General features: G+C 72.2%; 18 protein-coding genes. 10 read left to right on the top strand and 8 right to left on the bottom strand.

Features of this window, described 5'->3' with window-relative positions:
- Window positions 1–13: 13 nt before the first annotated feature.
- Window positions 14–727: a hypothetical protein gene (locus tag HZS55_RS06890; protein ID WP_179910970.1), complete on the bottom strand. Its 714-nt coding sequence runs from the start codon at window positions 725–727 to the stop codon at window positions 14–16.
- Window positions 728–870: 143 nt separating this feature from the next.
- Here HZS55_RS06890 and HZS55_RS06885 point away from each other — a divergent pair, with 143 nt between their 5' ends.
- From HZS55_RS06885 to HZS55_RS06865, 5 genes are all read left to right on the top strand, one after another.
- Window positions 871–1,851 (top strand): hypothetical protein, encoded by a 981-nt coding sequence (locus tag HZS55_RS06885; protein ID WP_179910969.1) that lies wholly within the window; start codon window positions 871–873, stop codon window positions 1,849–1,851.
- A 114-nt stretch (window positions 1,852–1,965) separates the two neighbouring features.
- A complete protein-coding gene (locus tag HZS55_RS06880; RefSeq protein ID WP_179910968.1) occupies window positions 1,966–2,874 on the top strand; it encodes an AEC family transporter in 909 nt (302 codons plus the stop codon).
- Between the two features lie 56 nt (window positions 2,875–2,930).
- Entirely contained in the window at window positions 2,931–3,308 is a 378-nt protein-coding gene (locus HZS55_RS06875; protein ID WP_179910967.1) for a cupin domain-containing protein, read from the top strand.
- A 280-nt stretch (window positions 3,309–3,588) separates the two neighbouring features.
- A complete protein-coding gene (locus HZS55_RS06870) occupies window positions 3,589–4,239 on the top strand; it encodes a bifunctional 4-hydroxy-2-oxoglutarate aldolase/2-dehydro-3-deoxy-phosphogluconate aldolase (protein ID WP_179910966.1) in 651 nt (216 codons plus the stop codon).
- 79 nt (window positions 4,240–4,318) lie between these two features.
- Window positions 4,319–4,813 (top strand): DUF7573 domain-containing protein, encoded by a 495-nt coding sequence (locus HZS55_RS06865; protein WP_179910965.1) that lies wholly within the window; start codon window positions 4,319–4,321, stop codon window positions 4,811–4,813.
- 139 nt (window positions 4,814–4,952) lie between these two features.
- Here the strand turns inward: HZS55_RS06865 and HZS55_RS06860 are convergent, their stop codons facing one another.
- Window positions 4,953–6,446 (bottom strand): sensor histidine kinase, encoded by a 1,494-nt coding sequence (locus tag HZS55_RS06860; protein ID WP_179910964.1) that lies wholly within the window; start codon window positions 6,444–6,446, stop codon window positions 4,953–4,955.
- A 206-nt stretch (window positions 6,447–6,652) separates the two neighbouring features.
- On the opposite strand from HZS55_RS06860, the gene HZS55_RS06855 reads away from it, so the two are divergent.
- A complete protein-coding gene (locus HZS55_RS06855) occupies window positions 6,653–6,856 on the top strand; it encodes a DUF7561 family protein (protein WP_179910963.1) in 204 nt (67 codons plus the stop codon).
- Window positions 6,857–6,909: 53 nt separating this feature from the next.
- Here the strand turns inward: HZS55_RS06855 and HZS55_RS06850 are convergent, their stop codons facing one another.
- Complete coding sequence (locus tag HZS55_RS06850) at window positions 6,910–8,292, bottom strand: hypothetical protein (RefSeq protein WP_179910962.1); 1,383 nt, start codon at window positions 8,290–8,292, stop codon at window positions 6,910–6,912.
- Between the two features lie 97 nt (window positions 8,293–8,389).
- Window positions 8,390–9,739, bottom strand: a complete 1,350-nt coding sequence (locus HZS55_RS06845) for a hypothetical protein (RefSeq protein ID WP_179910961.1) — start codon at window positions 9,737–9,739, stop codon at window positions 8,390–8,392.
- A 111-nt stretch (window positions 9,740–9,850) separates the two neighbouring features.
- Between HZS55_RS06845 and HZS55_RS06840 the strand changes: the two genes are divergently transcribed.
- From HZS55_RS06840 to HZS55_RS06825, 4 genes are all read left to right on the top strand, one after another.
- Window positions 9,851–11,692: an ATP-dependent DNA helicase gene (locus HZS55_RS06840; protein WP_179910960.1), complete on the top strand. Its 1,842-nt coding sequence runs from the start codon at window positions 9,851–9,853 to the stop codon at window positions 11,690–11,692.
- Window positions 11,693–11,833: 141 nt separating this feature from the next.
- Window positions 11,834–12,475, top strand: a complete 642-nt coding sequence (thiE, locus tag HZS55_RS06835; protein WP_179910959.1) for a thiamine phosphate synthase — start codon at window positions 11,834–11,836, stop codon at window positions 12,473–12,475.
- 93 nt (window positions 12,476–12,568) lie between these two features.
- A complete protein-coding gene (locus tag HZS55_RS06830) occupies window positions 12,569–13,921 on the top strand; it encodes an MFS transporter (protein WP_179910958.1) in 1,353 nt (450 codons plus the stop codon).
- Window positions 13,922–14,029: 108 nt separating this feature from the next.
- On the top strand, window positions 14,030–15,034 hold the full coding sequence (locus HZS55_RS06825; RefSeq protein ID WP_179910957.1) for an oxidoreductase: 1,005 nt from the start codon (window positions 14,030–14,032) through the stop codon (window positions 15,032–15,034).
- A 48-nt stretch (window positions 15,035–15,082) separates the two neighbouring features.
- Here the strand turns inward: HZS55_RS06825 and HZS55_RS06820 are convergent, their stop codons facing one another.
- The 4 genes from HZS55_RS06820 to HZS55_RS06805 all read right to left on the bottom strand — a co-directional run bounded on the left by HZS55_RS06820 (window position 15,083) and on the right by HZS55_RS06805 (window position 18,512).
- Complete coding sequence (locus tag HZS55_RS06820) at window positions 15,083–16,519, bottom strand: FAD-dependent oxidoreductase (protein ID WP_179910956.1); 1,437 nt, start codon at window positions 16,517–16,519, stop codon at window positions 15,083–15,085.
- Window positions 16,520–16,584: 65 nt separating this feature from the next.
- Entirely contained in the window at window positions 16,585–17,397 is an 813-nt protein-coding gene (locus HZS55_RS06815; RefSeq protein WP_179910955.1) for an aldo/keto reductase, read from the bottom strand.
- A 103-nt stretch (window positions 17,398–17,500) separates the two neighbouring features.
- The gene (locus HZS55_RS06810) at window positions 17,501–17,806 is read right to left on the bottom strand and encodes a cupin domain-containing protein (RefSeq protein WP_179910954.1); all 306 of its coding nucleotides are present in this window, start codon (window positions 17,804–17,806) and stop codon (window positions 17,501–17,503) included.
- 25 nt (window positions 17,807–17,831) lie between these two features.
- Complete coding sequence (locus HZS55_RS06805) at window positions 17,832–18,512, bottom strand: TetR/AcrR family transcriptional regulator (RefSeq protein WP_179910953.1); 681 nt, start codon at window positions 18,510–18,512, stop codon at window positions 17,832–17,834.
- Between the last annotated feature and the right edge of the window lie 113 nt (window positions 18,513–18,625).

Raw genomic sequence — 18,625 nt, 5'->3', positions numbered from 1 at the left:
GGCGGTCAGTGGCTCACACTCTGGGCTTGACGTACCAGGCTTTGTCCATCTGGGGCTCGCCGAGGCCGTTGTCGACCTCCATGTCGACGGCCTGCCAGCCGTAGTTCGTCGAGCCGTCCGCCGAGACCAGCTCCGTCCCGACGCGGTACCACCCCTCGCGAACGCCGTCGCCCGGCGAGAGCGCCGCCACGTCGGCCGTCATGTCGGTGCCGGGCTCGGGGTCGTCCCACGTCTCGTCCCAGGAGACCGACCCGGGGCCGGGACCCGGCGCGTCGTTCTCGTACTCGTCGTCGGTCCCCAGGTAGGCGACGCCCAGCGTCGCGACCGAGGCGTCGGCCATCCGCAACTCGTCGTCGTGGTCGTCGCGCCAGTCGTCGCTGTAGGCGCCGCCGTGCCAGATGGCCCAGCCGTGGTGCGAGTGTTTCGGCGCCGAACCGTAGCCGCCGGTACCGCGGCCGGCGGCGCCCTTGGCCGCGCGGGCGCGACCGACCGGGAGGAGGGCGGCGATCGCGCCGCCGCCGAGGTTGCTCTGGTTCTGCTGGCGCGTCTCGACCTCGATCTCGGACAACAGCTGGATCTGCAGCGTCGTTCCCTGGAGGGCGACGTCGTCGAACACGTCGGACTTTCTGGGCGGCGGGGAGTTGCTCCCCCCGATCCCCAGGCAGCCGGCCAGCGCCCCGCCGGCCGCCAGCCCGGCACTGCCGCGCACGAAGCTTCTGCGCTTCATACCAACTACCGCATCGGCCATCGACCAAGTATCTTTATATTATCGTTTCAGCAGAACGGAACGTTCCGCGGCCGTGGAACCGGCGGACGGTGGGCCGGGATTCAAGTAGAGACCCGCGGTAGGGTGACGGTACTGAGTTCACAATGAGCGACACCTCCGACGCGAGAACCGAACGCTACTCCGGCGACGTGCGACTCGCCGGCAGTCACGAGACGCCGGTCGGTCTCCGCGGCGCCGCCGACGTGTTCGTCGGTCCCGACGGCGTCGCCGGCACCCTCCGCCTGGCCGACGCCGAGTACGTCTACACCGACGTGGTCCCGCCCGGCAACGGCGGGGCCGACCCCGCCGAGGACTCGCCGGCCGCGGCGACGGAAGTCACGGGTGACATCGAAGACGGCTACGTCGAGGACGTCGACGGTGACGTGTCGGTCCGGGGGGTCGACGACGTGTTCGTCGCGAGCGGCGCCGCCGAGGCGCTCGACCCGGCGGGCGCCGAACAGGTCTTCCACGACGGCGCCGCGACGCCGACCGAGGACCCGGCGGGCTACGACGTGACCGTCACCGGGTGGAACCACGACCGCGACGCCCGGGACCCGCGCGACGGCGTGAGCGTCCGCGGCGCGAAGAACGCCGTCGAAGTCACCGAGGGGAAACACGACCTGACCGTCTACGTCGTCGGCTGGGACAACGAGGTCCGCATCGAGGGCCGCGGCGTCGACGCCACCGTCTTCTTCGTCGGCCGCGACAACCGCGTCAGCGTCGGCCCGTACGTCTCCGCGACGACCGCCGCCGAGAGCGGCTTCGACAACGTCGTCGACTCCGACCCCGTCCCGCCGGAAGCGGTCGTCCAGACCTCGAAGGAGGAGGCCCACGCCGACGCGACGATCGGTCGCCACCGCATCACCTGGCAGGAGCCCGCGCCCGACAAGGACTGGTGTCCCAACTGCGGCGAGGACGCCGACGCCGTCATCGCCCGCCGCCAGAAGGACGCCCTCTTCCTGTTCGGCACCGCCGTCCGGACCTACGACGACGGCGGCGTCTCCTACGAGTGCGAGCGCTGTAGCCGCCACGTGGCCGGCGACGTCGCGCTCGACGAGGACGAGCGGCGAGACGCGCTGCGGTAGCCGGTCGGCCGAGACTGCGGCCCCCGACGACGGGTCTCGGGGCGACACGACCCAGTCCCGGCGAGAACGACGGCGATCCGAACCCTGAAAGGCGCCGCTCGGTTCCACCCGGGTATGGAGGTGTACGCGCGGCTGGGCTACCTGCTCGCGCTGTTGCTCGCGGGCCTCGCCGCCCGCCGGGTCGGCCTGTTGACCGACCGCCGGACGGGCTGGCTCAACGATATCGCGTTCTACGTCGCGCTGCCGGCGCTCGTCTTCTCCTCGACGTACGACCGGGCGCTGGGCGAACTCGTCTCGCCGGCGCTGGTCGGCGGCGTCCTGCTGGTGTTCGCGACGGTGATCGCCGTCGCCTGGCTGGTCCACGGCCGCCGCGCCTCGCGGGGCCAGCGTAGCGTCGCCGTCGTCCAGTCCTATCACTCGAATCTCGGATTCCTCGGCCTCCCGCTCGTCGAAGCGACGCTGGGCGGGGCCGCCAGCGGGACCGCCGCGGTCGTCCTCGGCATCGGCGTGCTCGTCCAGACGCCGCTCACCGTGGGCTCGCTGATCGCCATCAACGACGCCGACGCCGCGGTCGCCGACGAGATCCGCGGCGTCGCCACCAACCCCGTCCTGCTCGCGCTGGTCGCCGGACTGGCCGTCTCGACGACCGACCTCGGCGTCCCCGGCGCCGCCGCGACGGGCCTCGGCGCGCTCTCGGAACTCGCCTTGCCCGTCGCGCTGCTCTGCGTGGGCGCCTCGCTGGAGGTCGTCGACGCCGACGTGGACTATCGGTTGACGGGTTCGGTCGTCGCGACGAAGATCGGCCTGATGCCCGCCGTCGCGTGGGTGGTGTTCACCCTGCTGGCCGTCGACCCGACCGCCGCGACGGCCGTCGTCGTCATGCTCGGGATGCCCTCGGCGGTCTCGACGTACGTCTACGCCACGGAACTCGGCGGCGACTCCCAGCTCGCCTCGCTCAACGTCTTCGCGACGACGCTGGCCTCGCTCGGGACCGTCGGCGTCATCCTGCAGGTCATGGGATAGTTCGACGGCACTCTCCCCCGCTCGGCTTTATCAGCGCCGGCGACCCATCGTCGGGCATGGGCTACCACCACGTCGACCCCGACGACCTCGACCCGACGCCGGACTACCCCTGCGACCGCCGCGGCGTCTCCGACGCGGCCGAACTCGCGGCGCTGCACCTGGCGACCTACGAGATGGAACCCGGCGAGCAGCTCCCCCGAGTCTACCACTACCACGACAGCCGCGAGGAGGCGTTCTACGTGATTTCGGGCACGCTACACGTCGAGACTCCTGACGAGGAGTTCGTCGTCGACGAGGGCGAGGTGTTCGTCGCCGAACCGGAGAGCCCGCACCGCGCGTACAACCCCGACGGCGCCGAGGAGCCCGTGCGAGTGCTGGGGACGGGCGCGCCGAAGTCGGACATCGCCCACCCCTACGAACCCGGGAGCGAGTGAGCGTGGCGAGCGGCCGGCGGCGGGTCAGCCGACGACGACGTACAGGACGAACAGGACGAGGAGCAGGCCGACGAGGAGAGCACCGGGCATCCGGGGAAAGCTGTCGCCGGCCATCGTCGTCCGCGGGTCGGGGGCGTCTGTCATACCCGGGGTAGGCGCCGTCGGCGAATAAGAATGTCGGCGGTCGGAGCGGACCGAAGCGGACCGAAGCGGAGCGGTGCCGGCCGACTGCGCCGCCCGACCGGGTACCCTTTTGGCCCCGCCGGTCGCAGGACGGCGTATGACGAACAAACACGAGATCCAGCGGCGCATCGTCGACAGCGGCGTGACGGCGGTCCTGCGGGGCATCGACGAGGACGACATCGTACCGGTCGCCGAAGCGGTCCACGCGGGCGGCGTCACGGCCCTCGAAATCACGGCCGACGCCACGCGCTGCAGCGAGATGATCGCCGACGTGGACCGCGCGATGGCGGACACCGACGCCATCGTCGGCGCGGGCACCGTGATGGACGCCGCCGCCGCGCGCAACGTCATCGAGGCCGGCGCGGAGTTCGTCCTCGCCCCGAACCTGAACGAGGACGTGATCGACGTCTGCAACCGCGAGGGCGTCGTCTGCATCCCGGGCGTGATGACGCCCACGGAGGCCGCCGAGGCGATGGAGGCCGGCGCGGACGTGCTGAAGATGTTCCCCGCCTCGACGGTGGGGCCGGGCCACATCGGCGCGCTGCAGGGCCCGCTCGGCGACGTGCCGATCATGCCGACCGGCGGCGTCTCGACGGACAACGTCGCCGACTACTTCGACGCCGGTGCGGTCGCGGTGGGCGCCGGGTCCGCCCTCGTGGACTACGACGCCATCGAGCGCGAGGACTGGGACGGCGTCCGCGAGTCGGCGGCGGCGTTCGTCGAGGCCGTCGAGGACGCGCGGTCGTAGTCGAACGGCGGGTTCGCGGTGGCCCGGCGGCCCGGGTCGGGTCGCCAGCGCTAAGAGGGCCGAGCGACCACCACGACGCATGGGAGACCGGTCGCTCGACGACTTTCTGGACGCCGACGACGACGGAGACGACGCCGCGGAGTCGTCCGACCAGCCCGCGGAGTCGTCCGACCAGCCCGCGGAGTCGACAGACGGATCCGCCGGGGAGGACGCGGTCGAGGCGAGCGACACGGTCGAATCGAGCGACGCCGACGCCGAGACGGAGGGCGACGATAGCGATACGAGCGCCGGGACCGATTCGAGCGTCGCGGCCGACGGCGACGACGCAGAGGTGAGCGCCGGAGCCGACGGAGACGACACAGAGGTGAGTACCGGGGCCGACGGCGACGACACAGAAGGGAGTGTCGAAGCCGACGGCGACGGTGTCCGCGTCGACCCGGCGACCGTCGAGCCGGCCGAAGCGACCTACACGTGGAGCGGCGACGGCGGGACCTGCGCGAACTGCGGCGAGACGGGCGAACGGCGCTGGCGGAGCGACGACGGGCTGGTCTGTCCGGACTGCAAGGAGTGGTGACGGCGCGCCGCGGGAGATACGCGTACGAACCCGCTTGTTTCGACGGAGAGCCCCTCGCTGACGGTCGCTCGGTGGCGGCCGGCGTGATACGTACGGTACCTGTGCTGAACGCACACGAAGCGGCCGGCGGGATCTCGGGTCAGTCGTCGCCCGCGCCGGCCCGTTCGTCCGTCGCCCCCTCGTCCGCCGTCCCCTCGTCCGCGCGGGAATCGGCGAGGCCGTCGCCGTTCACGTCGCCGAACTCGAAACGCGCCCCGCCGGACTCGCTGTCGGTCACCTCGCTCTCCCAGCCGTGGGCCTCCGCGATCGTTCGGACGATACTCAGGCCCAGACCCGTGCCCTGGTCGTCGGTCGAGTAGCCGGGGTCGAAGACGGCCTCGCGTTCGTCCTCGGGAACCCCGGGGCCGTCGTCGGCGACGAAAAAGCCCCGGCGCTCGCCCAGGTCGCCGACCGTGACCGTCACGCCGTCGCCACCGTGCTCGACGGCGTTGCCGACGACGTTCTCCAGCAGCTGCTGGAGGCGACTCTCGTCGGCCAGCAGCGTCGCGTCGGTCTCGACGGTCAGCGTCGCGTCCCCGGTCTCGACGACGCCCCAGGCCGCGCGGGCCACCGCCGCGAGGTCGACCGGTCGGGGGTCGCTCACCGCTTCGCCCTCGCGGGCGAGCGTCAGCACGTCCTCGATGAGGTCGTCGATCCGGTGGAGCGACCGCTCGACGGCGTCGAAGTGCTCGTCGTCACCGTCCTCGCGAGCGAACTCCAGCCGACCGAGCGCGACCTCCAGCGGGTTGCGCAGGTCGTGGGAGACGACGCTCGCGAAGCGTTCGAGCCGCTCGTTCTGGCGTTCGAGCTGGTTCTCGTAGCGCTTGCGCTCGGTGATGTCGCGGGTCACCCCGACGACCCCGAGCACCGTCCCGTGCTCGTCGCGCCAGGGCGCCTTCGAGGTGGTGACGTAGCTCTCCTCCAGGTCGTCGCCGTAGGCGTGTTCCAGCCGGTCGTCGACCGACTCGCCCGTCTCGACGACGCGACGGTCGTCGGCGACTGCGCCCTCCGAGAGCGCCGACGGATACAGGTCGAAGTCCGTCTTCCCGACGACATCCGCGGGCGCGTGGTGGCGCTTCCCGTCGGGGCTCTCCAGATACGAGGGGCCGCTGAGCCGCGGCATCTCGTCGCTGACCCGGACGTGGCGGCTCTGGCGGTCCTTGAAGTACACCGACAGCGGGACGTTCTCCAGCAGCGAGGCGAGCATCGTCGACTCGCGGCGGGCCTCGCGGCGGCGCTCGATCAGCGGGCGCAGGTCCGCCAGCAACTCGACGCGGTCGGTGTCGGCGTCGACCTGCAGGTAGCTCTCGACGCCCAGGTCGGTCGCGGCCGCCAGCGGCAGGGCGTCGCCGACCGAGAGGGCGACGACGGGGAGCGACGACGAGTCGCGGACCGCCTCGACCGTCGCCCGGCCGTCGAACGACCCGTCGCAGTCGCAGACGACCGCGTCGACCCCGTCCTCGGCGAGTCGCTCCGCTACGTCGGTCTCGGGAGCCGCCCCGCGGACGACGAGGCCGTCGCCGGACTCGGCCCAGGCGTCGGCGACCGCCGCCGCGTCGGGCCCGACGTACAGCACGACCGGTGGACCGTACATGTGGGATCGGAGTTCGGTGTACCTGTTACCCCTACCCGATGATAAGTGGACGGGTCGTGTCACGTGTGAACGGACACCCGAGAACGCCGGCGACGACCCCGCGACGACGGTCGCGGCCGGCCGGTCCCGACGCGTCGGCGCCGGCTTCGGCGGTTCGGCGGCGAACGGCCCGCGTCGCTTTTGCCGGTCCCTCCCGTACGGCGGGTATGACGACCCGGCCATGCGACGGCTGCGGCGAGGACGTGAGCATCGCCGGCGGCATCGCGAACATCTGGACCACGGAGAAGTCGACGACCGACGGGCTGGCGCTCGAACTCGCCGACGGCTCCGACCACCTCCTCTGTTACGACTGCATCGAACGGCTCCCCGACGAGCGCGAGCCGACGGCCGACGACGTGGCCGACCTGTAGGGACGCCGCGAGGGCGAGGTCGGCCCCCGGGGACTCGACCCGTCGGCTCCGGATCAGGCGTCCGGCCCCTCGTCCGTCGCGAGCGTCGCCGAGCGGTCGGCGTCCGGCGGCCGCCAGACGACGGCTATCTCGTAGTCGCCGGCGACCCCGACCGCGACGGCGTTGCCGGCCGTCAGGGATCCGCCCTCGCCACCGGCCGAACCCTGCCAGACCCCGGTCCCCGTCTGGTCGACGCCGTCGACCTCGGCGAAGCCGCTTCCGCGGATCTGGACGGCCTCGCGGGGGACCGCGTCGCCGCCGTCGTGGGTGATCGTGAGCACGCCGACGCCGACGCCGTCGCCGTCGCCGGTCGACTCGTAGTCGAAACCGAAGGCGACGGTCGGCGGGCCGCCCGACCCGGAGTCCCGTTCGATCGACGGACCGGGGAACCCGCCCGGGAACTCGGTCACGTCGCCCGTCGGGACCGTCGCCGTCGCGGTGACGGCCCGTCCGTCGGTCCGGAGCGTCGGCTCGCCGCCGAGGAACGCGTCCGCGCTCCCGGTCCAGTCGGCCATCGCCGAGCGGTCGGCGTTGCCCTCGGTGAACAGCGCGGCGGCCCGGACGCGCGTCTCGCCTTCGGCCACGTGATACCCCGTCCCCTCGCCGAGGCCCCGTTCGAAGGTCTCCCCGGTCCCGTGGGTGCGACCTTCGAGGACGTGCGCGCTGCCGATCGATCCGAGGAGTCGTCGGCAGTCGGGGGCGGCGTCGACGTAGCGGTCGGCGTTGCCCGTCCGCGCGTCGACGATGGCCTCGACGACCGGTTTCTTGTCGGTCGTGTCCTCGCTGGAGACGGCGCCGGCGGTGACCAGCATGCCGTCCCGGACCGCCGCCGCTCGCGGGTCGCCGGGGCTAAAGAAGCGGAACCCGCGGGAGGCCTCTCCCGCCTCGAAGCCGTACTGGCGGAGACCGTCCTCGACGACCGTCCGGTCGAAGTCGCCGAGCAGCACCGACGCCGTCCGGGCGAACCGGAACAGCGCCCGCTGCTCGCCGAAGGTCCCGACGCCCGGGATGGGGTATCGCCCCTGGAACTGTTGCAGCGCGCCCGAACCGAGCGCGCCCTCGAACTCGCCCAGCGCCCGCGGCGCCATCCCGAGGAAGGCGTAGCCCGACTCCTCGGTCTGGTCGAGCAGCGACGGGTCGGGCATCCACCGCGTCAGCGTGCTCACCGGCGTCTCGGGCCGGGCCGCCGTCGGCGTCGCCGTCGGCGTCCCGGTGGGCGTGGACTCGCTCGCGTCACCGCCGCCGTCGTCGCTCTCGTCGTCGCCACCGCCCCCGTCGCGGTCCGGCGCTTCGGTCGGCGTTCCGCCACCGCCGATACCGAGACAGCCCGACAGCGCCGACAATGCCGCGATCGTTGCTCCCCCGCGCTTCAGCACACTCCGTCGCGTCTCCTGCATCGAACCCGTGTTCCCCGACTGCGTGTAAAATAATTGCGAATTTGATGGTGGAAGCGTCACGGGAGCGGGCGACGGTCCTGCGGTCGGCGGGCCGGTCTCAGGCGTCGGGACCGGACCCCTCGTCGAGCGTCGCCGACGCGTCACCCTCGGCGGACTCCCAGACGACGCTGATCTCGTAGTCGCCGGCGGCGCCGACCGTCACGTAGTCCCCGGCGACGACCGCCTCGTCGTCGCCGCTGGCGGTCCCTCGCCACTGTCCAGCCGCGGTCTGGTCGGCGCCCTCGACGTCGGCGAAGCCCGCACCGCGGAGAGACAACTGGGCCTTCGGGATCGAATCGCCGCCCTCGTGTGTGATCTCCAGGGTCCCGACGCCGTCGCCGGTCGCCTCGTACTCGAGCCCGAAGATGGCCTGCGGCGTGCGGGGAGCGGTCCGGCGCGACCCGGGGAACGACCCGGTTCCGAAGGTCTCGACCTCGGCGCTGGGCACCGTCGCCCGCGCGGTCGCGACCCGGCCGTCGACGGTCGTCTCGGCCGACTGTCCGTAGAACACGCCGGCGTCGGCCGCCCACTCGGCCAGCACCGCCTCGTCGACCTCGCCCTCGGGGAAGACGGCGGGCACCCGGACGCGGGTCTCGCGCTCGCCGATCTCGATCCCGATCCCGCCGGCGACGGCGCCGTCCAGCCTCGCCTCGGCGGCGTAGGTCCGGCCGCTGACGAGCTGGGCCGAGCCGACCGCCGCGGTCAGGCGCTCGCAGTCGGCGACGGCGTCGACGTAGCGGGGGCCGGCGCCGGCCTTCGCGTCCACCACCGCCTCGACGACCGAGCGGGCCGCGTCGGGGTCGCCGGTACCCATCGCCAGCACGACCGCCGCGTCGGCCAGCGCCGCCGCGCCCCGGTCGCCGGTGAACAGCGCGAACCCGTGTCTCGTCTCGGCCTCGGTGAGCCCGAGCGCCCTGAAGTCGCCGACGGCCGTCTCGCGGTCGAGATCGCCCTCGAAGACGAGGACGCCGGGTCGGAGCCGGTGGAACCCGGAAGCGGCGGCGTAGGAGTCGATACCCGGCACGCCGGGGTCGCCTCGCAGGCCGTCCGTGGCGCCGTCGCCGAGGTTGGACTCGTGGGCGAGAATGTCCCGGGGCGCGAGCGAGGTGAAGCCGTAGCCGTCGCGGCCGAACGCCGCCGGGGCCGGCAGCCACTCGGCGTAGTCGGCGTTGCCGAGCGCCTCGGGGGACGGCGTGGCGGTCTCGGTGTCGGTCGGGGTCGCCGTCGGCTCGGGGGTCCCGGTCGCGGTCGGTGTGGCGGCGTCCGTCGCCGCGTCGGTGTCGGTCCCGGTCCCGGCGCCGCCGGGGCCGTCGGTCGTGGTCGTGCCGTCGCTCAGACAGCCGGCCGTCGCGCCGGCCAGGAGGGCAGCGGCGCTCTGTCGGAGGAAGCGTCGTCGCGGGGATGTCATCGTCGTCGCGTTTTCCGGCGCGGTGGTAAATACTTGCCGTCCGACACCGTCGCCGATTCCGGTCCCGGGCCTTCCGGCAGTTTTACGCTCCCGGCACCGGTTGGATCGGGCGTGCAACCCGGTCGGATCTTCGACGAATTTCCGGCGCCGTCCTACCGCGGCGCGCAGGAGCAGGCCCTGCGCGACATCCGCGACGCCTTCGAGGCCGACAACGACGTGGTCCTCGTGCGCGCCCCGACCGGCAGCGGCAAGTCCCTGCTCGCCCGCGCCATCGCCGGCTGCGCCAGGACCGCCGGCGAGAGCGAGGCCGGCGAGCCCATCGACGCCTACTACACCACTCCGCAGGTCTCCCAGCTGGACGACGTCGCCCGCGACGACCTGCTGACCGACCTCAAAGTGATCCGCGGGAAGAACAACTACGACTGCATCCTCCCCGGCGAGACCGACACCCCGGTCGACCAGGCGCCCTGCGCCCGCGAGCGCATGTTCGACTGCCAGGTCCAGCACCGCTGTCCGTACTTCTCCGACCGCGCCATCGCCGCGAACAACCGCATCGCCGCGATGACGCTCGCGTACTTCATGCAGACCGCCGGCTCGGACGTGTTCGGCCAGCGCGACGTGCTCGTGGTCGACGAGGCCCACGGCCTGGGCAACTGGGCCGAGATGTACGCCACCATCGACCTCGGTCCCGACACCGTCCCGATCTGGGACGCCTGCGAACCGCCCGCCGTCGACGGCCTCGACGACGCCGTCAGCTACGCCGACACCCTCCACACGATGGCCGGCCGCCGACTGACGGAGGTCCGCCAGCAGGCCGAACTCGACCCCGAGGAGGCCGCCGAGCGCGACAAGCTCGTCCAGTTGCAGTCGGACCTCTCGTGGTTCGCCGAGGACTACCGCGACGACGAGAGCGGGACCACCTGGGTCGTCGACCAGAACGGCGGGGAGGGGAGTCGCGTGACGATCAAGCCGATGGCGCCCGAGAAGTACCTCAAACACACCGTCTGGGACCGCGCGAGCAACTTCGCGCTGCTGTCGGCGACGATCCTCAACAAGGACGCCTTCTGCGCCAACGTCGGGCTCGCGCCCGACCGCGTCGAACTCGTCGAAGTCCCCCACACCTTCCCCGTCGAGAACCGGCCGCTGTACGACGTGACCCAGGGGAAGATGACCTACGAGGCCCGCGACGAGACGATCCCCCGGGTCGCGGAGGTTCTGGTCCGGATCATGGCCGCCCACCCCGACGAGAAGGGGCTGGTCCACTGCCACTCCTACGCCATCCAGGACCAGCTCCAGGCCCACCTGCGGGAGTTCGGCGTCGACTCGCGGGTCCGCAGCCACGACTCCGAGGACCGCGACGCCCAGCTGTCGACGTGGAAGCGGATCGACGACCCCGACGTGTTCCTCTCGGTGAAGATGGAGGAAGCGCTGGACCTGGAAGGCGATCTGTGTCGCTGGCAGCTCCTGTGTAAGGCGCCGTATCCGAACACCCGCGACTCGCGCGTGGCCGCTCGGCTGGAGGACGACCAGTGGGGCTGGTACTACCGGACCGCCCTGCGGACCGTGATCCAGGCCTGCGGCCGCCCGGTGCGAGCGCCAGACGATCACGGAGCGACCTACCTCGCCGACTCCTCGCTGCTGGACCTGTTCGAGCGCGCCCGCGTCGACATGCCCGACTGGTTCGCCGAGCAGGTCGACCGGATGAGTCGGCCCGATCTCCCCGCCGCGGACGCCACGGCCGCGACCGGGTCGGGCTCGTCCGGCGCGTCCGCTCGTTCCCGGTCGTCCGACTCGACGGGGTCCGGCGAGCGTTCGTCTGGGGCCTCGGGCGCGTCGGCCTCCGGGTCCGGGTCGAGCGACGACGGCAGTAGCGGCAGTTCTCGGAGCGACCGCCGCTCCCGGCGCTCGAAGTCGAAGTCCAACCCCGTCGCCGACGTGTGGGACACCGAGTGACTGCGGCGGCGAAGCCGGCGCGAGTCGCCGCCCGAGCGCGCTCCGACGGCGTGTTCGCCCCGTCCCGTCCGGCGGTCCCCGACGTGTCGGTCGGGGAGACGGTTCGAAAGTAACAGGTAGGTGGGCTCGGAGTCGTCGTCAATGACCGACTGGGGCGTGTATCTCGTCACGCAGGAGAGTCTCTCGGGGGACCGAACGACGCGAGCGGTCGTCGAGGCGGCCGTCGCCGGCGGGGTCGACGTCGTGCAACTGCGTGAGAAAGACCGGAGCGCCCGCGAGCGCTATCACCTCGGCCGGAAACTCCGGACGCTCACCCGCGAGGCGGGCGTCGCGTTCGTCGTCAACGACCGGGTCGACCTCGCCGACGCGGTCGACGCCGACGGGGTTCACCTCGGCGACGACGACCTGCCCGTCCCGGTCGCCCGCGACCAGCTGGGGCCCGACGCCCTGATCGGCCGGTCCGTGTCGTTCGTCGAGGACGCCCGTCGCGCCGAGCGGGCCGGCGCCGACTACCTCGGCGTCGGCGCCGTCTACGCCACGGGCTCGAAGGACGACATCGACGACGACGAGTACGAGATCGGCCCCGAGCGCGTCGGCGAGATCGCCGCGGCCGTCGATATCCCGGTCGTCGGGATCGGCGGCGTCACCGCCGACAACGCCGCGCCGATCGTCGAAGCGGGCGCCGACGGCGTCGCGGTCATCACCGCGGTCACCGGCGCCGACGACCCCGAAGCGGCGACCCGCGACCTCGCCGGGACCGTCGCCGACGCTCGCGGGGACTGAGGGGGCAAACGGCGTACCGGGAGCGAGCGGCGAGCCAGGGGCGAGCTGGGGACCGCCCCTAGCTATTCCCCGACACGCACCGAACGAGCGAGCGTGCTGGACCCTCGCGCCGTGGGGGCGTCGGTCGCCGGGCGGCGGCGGGCGCTCGTCGCCGTTCTCGCGGTCGTGTTCATCGATCTGCTGGGGTTCGGGATCGTCATCCCGATCCTCCCGTTCTACGTCCGCGATCTCGGCGGCACCGACGTGGTGTACGGCCTGCTGGCGGCGTCGTACTCGCTGATGCAGTTCGTCTTCGCGCCGCTGTTGGGCCAGCTCTCGGACGCCCGCGGCCGGCGGCCGGTCCTCATGCTCTCGCTTCTGGCCAACACCGTCGCCTGGGTCGTCTTCGGGCTGGGCGGCGAGGTCGAGACGGTCGCGGGCACGACCGCGGCGCTGGCGACGCTGTTTCTCGCGCGGATGCTCGCCGGTGCGATGGGCGGCAACATCGCCACCGCACAGGCGTACATCGCCGACGTGACGCCCGTCGACCGCCGCGCGGGCGCGCTGGGCCTGATCGGCGCCGCCTTCGGACTGGGGTTCGTCTTCGGTCCGGCGCTGGGGTCGGTGCTGGCCAGCGACGGCGTCGTCGCCGGTGCGGCGAGCGTCTTCCCCGGGTTCGTCCCGGCGACGCGCTTCTCGCTGCCGAGCTTCGGCGCCGCGGTCCTGAGCTTCGTCGCCTTCCTCGGGACGTGGCGATTCCTGCCCGAACCCGACCGCCACGTCGGGAGCGGGGGCCGCCCGCGAGTCGTCGGCCAGTTCGTCGACGCCGTCCGCGACGCCACGCTGGGCCCGCTCGTCGGCGCCTTTCTCGTCGCCTCGGTCGCCTTCTCGGGCATCCAGGTGGCGTTCATCCCATACGTCGCGGACGTGTACGGCTACGACGCCTCGCAGGCGGGACTCCTGCTCACCTACGTCGGCGCGCTCGCGGTGGTCAACCAGGGCGTCCTCGTCGGCCGGCTCGCCCGGGTCGTCCCCGCCCGGCGGCTCGCCGTCGCCGGCGCCGCGCTGCTGGTCGTCGCGCTCGCCGCCTTCCCGTTCTCCCCGGAGATCGGCCGGGCGCTGCTGGGCGAGCGGGCGGTCTTCGGGTTCGGCCCGCGGGTGGTCGCGCTGCTGGGCGCGCTGACGCTGCTGTCGCTCGGGAATAGCCTGCTGAACGTCTCGCTGACGACGCTGGTCTCGCTGGCGACCAGCGCCGACCGCCAGGGCGGCGCCTTCGGCGTCACGCAGGGGGCGGGCAGCCTCGGGCGGACCGTCGGCCCGCCGGTCATGACGGCGCTGTACGCCGTCGTCGTCTACTGGTCGCCGTTCGTCTTCGGCGCGGTCCTCACGGTCGGGATCGTCGCCCTGTTGACCACCGTCCGGGTCGTCGACGACCCGGCGGAGACGCCGGCCGAAGGCACCGACTGAGTCGGGGGCCGACGGCGGCACCGTCGCCGCCGGCCCGATCCGGCGGGCCCCCCCCCCCCCCCAGTCGTTTGGCGCCGGGCTTGAGTAGGTGGCGCCCGCACGATGGGTATGAGCAACTGGACCGCCGCCGACGTGCCGGACCTATCGGGGCAGACGATCGTCGTCACCGGGGCCAACAGCGGCCTCGGCTTCGAGGCGACCCGCGTGTTCGTCCGGAAGGGCGCGACCGTCGTGATGGCCTGTCGCAGCACCGACCGCGGCGAGCGGGCGGCCGCCGATATCCGCCGGCGCGAGGGGTTCCCCGCCGACGAGACCGCCCTCGACGTGCGCGAGTGCGATCTGGGCGACCTCGCGTCGGTCGAGTCGTTCGCCGACGGCCTGCTGGCCGACTACGAGGGGATCCACGTCCTCTGCAACAACGCCGGCGTGATGGCGGTCCCCCGGTCGGAGACCGCCGACGGCTTCGAGACGCAGTTCGGCGTCAACCACCTCGGCCACTTCGCGCTGACGGCCCACCTCGTAGAGCGGATCGTCGAGACGCCGGGCGAGACGCGGGTCGTCACCCACTCCAGCGGCGCCCACCAGGGCGGGGAGATCGACTTCGACGACCTCCACCACGAGGAGTCGTACGGCAAGTGGGAGGCCTACGGCCAGTCGAAGCTCGCGAACCTCCTCTTTGCCTACGAACTCCAGCGTCGGCTCTCGGCGGCCGGTATCGACGACACGACATCGGCGGCCTGTCACCCCGGCTACGCCGACACCTCGCTGCAGGCTCGCGGCCCGAGAGAGGAGGGGTCGACGGTGAAGCTGTACGCGATGCGGGCGGCCAACGCCGTCCTCGGCCAGTCCGCCGAGATGGGCGCGCTCCCGCTGGCCTACGCCGCGACCGCGCCCGGCGTCGACGGCGGCTCGTACATCGGTCCCGGCGGCCTGTTCGACATGCGCGGCCACCCCGAGCCCCAGCGCTCGAACGACCGCTCCTACGACGCGGACCTCGCCGAGCGGCTGTGGACCGTCTCCGAGGACCTGACCGGCGTCGCCTACGACTTCGACGCGCTGGCGTCGGAGACCGCCGAAGACGCGAGCGACGGGGCCGCGAGCGCCGCGGACTGACGCGACGACCGCGCTCCACCGCGGTCACTCTTCGGACGCGTCGAGCGGTCAGTCGTCGAGCGACCCGTTCAGTACCTTCGCGGCCGTCAGGACGGGGTCCCAGACGGGCGAGAACGGCGGCGCGTAGGCCAGATCGAGGGTCTCGACCTCGTCGACGGTCATGTCGCCCTCCAGCGCGGTCGCGACGGTGTCTATCCGGACGGCCGCGCGGTCGGTGCCGACGATGGTCCCACCGAGCAGCCGCCCCGTCTCGCGGTCGGCCGTCAGCGTCACGACCGTCTCCGCCGCGCCGGGGTAGTAGCCCGACCGCGAGGCGTCCGTGACCGTCTCGCTCACGGGGTCGAACCCCGCCGCTTCGGCCCGCTCATGGTCGACGAGGCCGGTTCGGCCGCACTCCCGGTCGAACGCCTTGACGACCGCCGTCCCCGCGATATCGCCGGTCGGTTTCGGGTCGCCGGCGACCGTCTGCCCGATCGCGCGGCCCGCGCGGTTGGCCGTCAGGCCGAGCGGCACCCAGTCGAACTCCCCGGTGACGGCGTGGCGCGCTTCGGCGCAGTCGCCGGCCGCGTAGACGTTCTCGACGGCCGTGCGGCCGTAGTCGTCGACCGCGACCGCGCCCGAATCGCCGAGTTCGACCGGCGTGTCCGCGACGAGTCCGACGTTCGGCTCGATCCCCACGCCGACCAGCGCCAGATCGACGTCCAGGGCGGTCCCGCCGGCGCACTCCAGCCGTTCGACGCGCTCGTCGCCGGCCAGTCGCTCGACCGTCTCGCCGAGGTGGAGCGTCACGCCGCGGTCGCGCAGTTCGGTCCCGACGCGCTCGCCGACGGCCTCGCCGAAGGGGCCGAGGACGTGCTCGCCCCGCTGGAAGACGTGTACGTCGAGCCCGTGAGCGACGAACGCTTCGGCCATCTCGACGCCGACGTAGCCGCCGCCGACGATGGCGACCGTCTCGGGGGGCGTCCGGTCGGCGTAGGGCTCGATCACCGACGGGTCGAGGAACTCCCCGCCGCCTAGCGATTCGACGGTCGCCTCGCCAGCGGGTTCGAGCGCCGCGCGGATCGCCGCCGCGTCGTCCATACCGTGTAACGAGAACGCGCCGAGGAGGTCGGTCCCGTCGATCGGCCCGGTCAGGGCGTGCCCGCCGGTCGCGACCAGCAGGTCGCCGTAGGACTGCTCGCGCGCCTCGCCGTCCGGGCCGCGGACCGTGACGGTCCGCTCGTCGGTGTCGACCCCCGTGATCTCGTGTTCGCGCCGGAGGTCGATCCCCCGGTCGTCGATCGCCGTCGGCGACAGCGACAGGAGGTCGGTCAGCGCGTCGATCTCGCCTTTCACGTAGTAGGGCGTCCCGCAGTGGGCGTAGGAGACCCACCGGCCCTTCTCGAAGACGACCACCTCGCGGTCGGGGGCTTCCCGTTTGCACTTGCTCGCGGCGCTCAGCCCGGCGGCGTCGCCACCGATCACGACGAACGGCTCGGCTGTCATGGATCGAACCTCGGGGCGCGGCGACGTAGTGGTTGGCCTATCGTGTGGCGCTCGCGGACGGGCGCCTACCAGTTCCAGGGACCGTGGTCGGCGTCGATCTCCCGGTGGCGCTCGTCGATGGAGTCGATCAACTCGAAATCTTCGTCGTCGAGGTCGAGGTCGCGGGCGGCGAGGTTCTGTGCCATGTGTTCGCGGCTGCTGGCCTTCGGGATGGCGGCGACGTTGTCGTGGCTGGTCACCCACGCGAGGCTGACCTGCGCCGGCGTCGCGTCGTGTTTCTCGGCGACATCGCGGATCTCCGGTACGTCCAGCGCCGCCCCCTTCCCCAGCGGCGAGTAGGCGACCAGCCAGTGGTCGTGCGCCTGTGCGTACGCGACCAGTTCCTCCTGGGGGAGCAGCGGGTGCATCTCGACCTGGTGGGCGAAGAGGGGCGCGTCCAGCACTTCCCGAGCCTCGTCGAGGAGCTCCGGCGTGAAGTTCGACAGCCCGACGTGGCGGGTCTTGCCGGCCTCGTAGGCGGCGTCGAACGCCGGGAGGACTTCCTCGTGGTCGTAGACCCCCGAGGGCCAGTGGACGTACAGCAGGTCGACGGCGTCGACGCCCAGGCGGTCGAGACAGCCGTCGATGGCCGCGGGCACCTGTTCCGGGTCGGGCGGCACGTCGTGGTGGACGGTCTTCGTCGAGAGCCACACGTCGTCGCGGGCCACGTCGCTGTCGGCCAGCCCCTCGCCGACGAACCGTTCGTTCTCGTAGACCTGTGCGGTGTCGACGTGGCGAAAGCCCGCGTCGAGGGCGGTCCGGACGTTCTCGCGCCACTGCTCGCGGTCGTCGTCGGAGTAGGTCCCAAGCCCGAGTCGCGGGAGGTCGTCGACTGGCATGGGTCCACGTTACGGCCGTCGGCGTTTGACCCTGCTGGTCGCGGAAGTTCGGGCGCGGTCGGCGGCGTGGCGGTCGCCCTCGCGGTCGCCGGCAGCCGTCGACTCAGTAGATCGGCGGGACGTAGAAGCTGAGCGTCTCCAGGGGCTCGTCGCCGTCGTTCTCGATCTCGTGGGTCTCGCCGGCCTCGATCACGAGGAGGTCCTCGGCCTCGAAGCGCACGTCCTCGCCGTCGACGGTGGCGCGGCCCGACCCCGAGACGACGTAGAGCCACTGGTCGCTGTCGGCGTGGCGGTTGTCGGGCCCGCCGGTCGACTGGCCGGGCGAGAGCGTCATCTGGGCGACCTGGGCGTCGTCGGTCGTCTGGCGCACGTCGAAAAAGCCCTCGAAGTCGAGGTCGGCGCGTTTCATGGTCGGTCGTTTGCGGCCCGGGGCGTTAGGTCCCGCGGTCGTCGTCGTCGTCGCCGTCGTCCTTGCCGAACCCGGCGTCCTCGACGTTGAACTCGGCGACCGCGCGGCCGTCGACGAGCAGGTCGTCGACGACGAACTCGGCGATCTCGTCGCGCATCCGCCGGCTGGCGTGGCCGGCGCCGAGCGTCACCTGGTACATCCGGGCACCCACGAGCGCGGTGTAGATGGTCTCGCCGATCTCCTCGGGATCGACCGGGCGGAAGACGCCCGCGTCGACGCCGTCGGCGATGATCTCGGCCACGGTGTCGATGTTCGTTTGGTAGTGGGTCGCCAGCTTCTCGCGGAACTGCTCGTTGTGGACGGCCTGGACGCGCAGTTCGAGCAGGGCCAGGGCGAACGTCTCGCGGTCCTCCTCGCCGGGCTCGATGACGAAGCCGTCGACGTACTCCTCCAGCCGGCCCAGCGGGTCCTCCGTGTCGGACTCGGCGAGGCGCGCGCCCACCCAGCCGACCGTGTTGTCGACGAACGCGAGCATCAGCTCCTCTTTGGTGTCGTAGTGGTAGTGCAGCAGCGAGCGGCTCTTGTCGAACTCGTCGGCGATGTCCTGCATCGTGAGGTGGGCGTAGCCGTGCTTGCAGAGGGCGTGATACGTGGCGCCCATTATCTCCTGGTGCGTGTCCCCCTGCACGTCCACCTCGGAAGCCATACCGACGTGTTGCCGGCCGCGGGCAAAAACCTTCCGCGCCGCTGGGAGGTTCGAACCGCGTCCGGCGGGCCGCGCGACTAACACGAGAGTTAGTTATTTAACCGGGCGGTCGT

Source organism: Halosimplex rubrum (assembly GCF_013415885.1).
Taxonomy (GTDB): Archaea; Halobacteriota; Halobacteria; order Halobacteriales; family Haloarculaceae; genus Halosimplex; species Halosimplex rubrum.
The sequence above is the reverse complement of the archived record's forward strand: the minus strand, read 5'-3'. Positions and strand labels throughout refer to the sequence as shown.

What these genes read in the sequence shown, in the direction of transcription:
- HZS55_RS06815 (WP_179910955.1), bottom strand. Translation starts at nt 17,397, where the DNA reads ATGCCAGTCGACGACCTCCCGCGACTCGGGCTTGGGACCTACTCCGAC.
- HZS55_RS06810 (WP_179910954.1), bottom strand. Translation starts at nt 17,806, where the DNA reads ATGAAACGCGCCGACCTCGACTTCGAGGGCTTTTTCGACGTGCGCCAG.
- HZS55_RS06875 (WP_179910967.1), top strand. Translation starts at nt 2,931, where the DNA reads ATGGGCTACCACCACGTCGACCCCGACGACCTCGACCCGACGCCGGAC.
- thiE (WP_179910959.1), top strand. Translation starts at nt 11,834, where the DNA reads ATGACCGACTGGGGCGTGTATCTCGTCACGCAGGAGAGTCTCTCGGGG.
- HZS55_RS06825 (WP_179910957.1), top strand. Translation starts at nt 14,030, where the DNA reads ATGAGCAACTGGACCGCCGCCGACGTGCCGGACCTATCGGGGCAGACG.
- HZS55_RS06855 (WP_179910963.1), top strand. Translation starts at nt 6,653, where the DNA reads ATGACGACCCGGCCATGCGACGGCTGCGGCGAGGACGTGAGCATCGCC.
- HZS55_RS06850 (WP_179910962.1), bottom strand. Translation starts at nt 8,292, where the DNA reads ATGCAGGAGACGCGACGGAGTGTGCTGAAGCGCGGGGGAGCAACGATC.
- HZS55_RS06805 (WP_179910953.1), bottom strand. Translation starts at nt 18,512, where the DNA reads ATGGCTTCCGAGGTGGACGTGCAGGGGGACACGCACCAGGAGATAATG.
- HZS55_RS06890 (WP_179910970.1), bottom strand. Translation starts at nt 727, where the DNA reads ATGAAGCGCAGAAGCTTCGTGCGCGGCAGTGCCGGGCTGGCGGCCGGC.
- HZS55_RS06880 (WP_179910968.1), top strand. Translation starts at nt 1,966, where the DNA reads ATGGAGGTGTACGCGCGGCTGGGCTACCTGCTCGCGCTGTTGCTCGCG.
- HZS55_RS06820 (WP_179910956.1), bottom strand. Translation starts at nt 16,519, where the DNA reads ATGACAGCCGAGCCGTTCGTCGTGATCGGTGGCGACGCCGCCGGGCTG.
- HZS55_RS06870 (WP_179910966.1), top strand. Translation starts at nt 3,589, where the DNA reads ATGACGAACAAACACGAGATCCAGCGGCGCATCGTCGACAGCGGCGTG.
- HZS55_RS06885 (WP_179910969.1), top strand. Translation starts at nt 871, where the DNA reads ATGAGCGACACCTCCGACGCGAGAACCGAACGCTACTCCGGCGACGTG.
- HZS55_RS06865 (WP_179910965.1), top strand. Translation starts at nt 4,319, where the DNA reads ATGGGAGACCGGTCGCTCGACGACTTTCTGGACGCCGACGACGACGGA.
- HZS55_RS06845 (WP_179910961.1), bottom strand. Translation starts at nt 9,739, where the DNA reads ATGACATCCCCGCGACGACGCTTCCTCCGACAGAGCGCCGCTGCCCTC.
- HZS55_RS06860 (WP_179910964.1), bottom strand. Translation starts at nt 6,446, where the DNA reads ATGTACGGTCCACCGGTCGTGCTGTACGTCGGGCCCGACGCGGCGGCG.